This window comes from Mammaliicoccus fleurettii, from assembly GCF_003970575.1.
Lineage (GTDB): Bacteria > Bacillota > Bacilli > Staphylococcales > Staphylococcaceae > Mammaliicoccus > Mammaliicoccus fleurettii.
In genome coordinates, this window is the sequence record NZ_RXWZ01000027.1 from 1 (window position 1) to 1,703 (window position 1,703).

General features: G+C 49.9%; 1 rRNA gene. It reads left to right on the plus strand.

The features are described 5' to 3' along the window. Nucleotides 1-64 precede the first annotated feature (64 nt). A 16S ribosomal RNA gene (locus CD129_RS01640) occupies nt 65-1,620 on the plus strand. Nucleotides 1,621-1,703 lie beyond the last annotated feature (83 nt).

Genomic DNA, 1,703 nt, shown 5'->3' on the forward strand with positions numbered 1-1,703 from the left:
CTTATAGTACTTCAAAGAGTGATTGGCTTAACCAATCAAAAATGAGCTAATCAAGCTTACTTCTATTATGGAGAGTTTGATCCTGGCTCAGGATGAACGCTGGCGGCGTGCCTAATACATGCAAGTCGAGCGAACAGATGAGAAGCTTGCTTCTCTGATGTTAGCGGCGGACGGGTGAGTAACACGTGGGTAACCTACCTATAAGACTGGGATAACTCCGGGAAACCGGGGCTAATACCTGATAATATTTTGAACCGCATGGTTCGATAGTGAAAGGCGGCTTCGGCTGTCACTTATAGATGGACCCGCGCCGTATTAGCTAGTTGGTAAGGTAATGGCTTACCAAGGCGACGATACGTAGCCGACCTGAGAGGGTGATCGGCCACACTGGAACTGAGACACGGTCCAGACTCCTACGGGAGGCAGCAGTAGGGAATCTTCCGCAATGGGCGAAAGCCTGACGGAGCAACGCCGCGTGAGTGATGAAGGTTTTCGGATCGTAAAACTCTGTTGTTAGGGAAGAACAAATTTGTTAGTAACTGAACAAGTCTTGACGGTACCTAACCAGAAAGCCACGGCTAACTACGTGCCAGCAGCCGCGGTAATACGTAGGTGGCAAGCGTTATCCGGAATTATTGGGCGTAAAGCGCGCGTAGGCGGTTTCTTAAGTCTGATGTGAAAGCCCACGGCTCAACCGTGGAGGGTCATTGGAAACTGGGGAACTTGAGTGCAGAAGAGGAGAGTGGAATTCCATGTGTAGCGGTGAAATGCGCAGAGATATGGAGGAACACCAGTGGCGAAGGCGGCTCTCTGGTCTGTAACTGACGCTGATGTGCGAAAGCGTGGGGATCAAACAGGATTAGATACCCTGGTAGTCCACGCCGTAAACGATGAGTGCTAAGTGTTAGGGGGTTTCCGCCCCTTAGTGCTGCAGCTAACGCATTAAGCACTCCGCCTGGGGAGTACGACCGCAAGGTTGAAACTCAAAGGAATTGACGGGGACCCGCACAAGCGGTGGAGCATGTGGTTTAATTCGAAGCAACGCGAAGAACCTTACCAAATCTTGACATCCTTTGATCGCTCTAGAGATAGAGTCTTCCCCTTCGGGGGACAAAGTGACAGGTGGTGCATGGTTGTCGTCAGCTCGTGTCGTGAGATGTTGGGTTAAGTCCCGCAACGAGCGCAACCCTTAAGCTTAGTTGCCATCATTAAGTTGGGCACTCTAGGTTGACTGCCGGTGACAAACCGGAGGAAGGTGGGGATGACGTCAAATCATCATGCCCCTTATGATTTGGGCTACACACGTGCTACAATGGATAATACAAAGGGCAGCGAACCCGCGAGGTCAAGCAAATCCCATAAAATTATTCTCAGTTCGGATTGTAGTCTGCAACTCGACTACATGAAGCTGGAATCGCTAGTAATCGTAGATCAGCATGCTACGGTGAATACGTTCCCGGGTCTTGTACACACCGCCCGTCACACCACGAGAGTCTGTAACACCCGAAGCCGGTGGAGTAACCTTTTATTAGGAGCTAGCCGTCGAAGGTGGGACAAATGATTGGGGTGAAGTCGTAACAAGGTAGCCGTATCGGAAGGTGCGGCTGGATCACCTCCTTTCTAAGGATATTACGGAATGACCATTAGGTCATGGAATAACGGAGACATATTGTATTCAGTTTTGAATGTTTATTTAACATTCA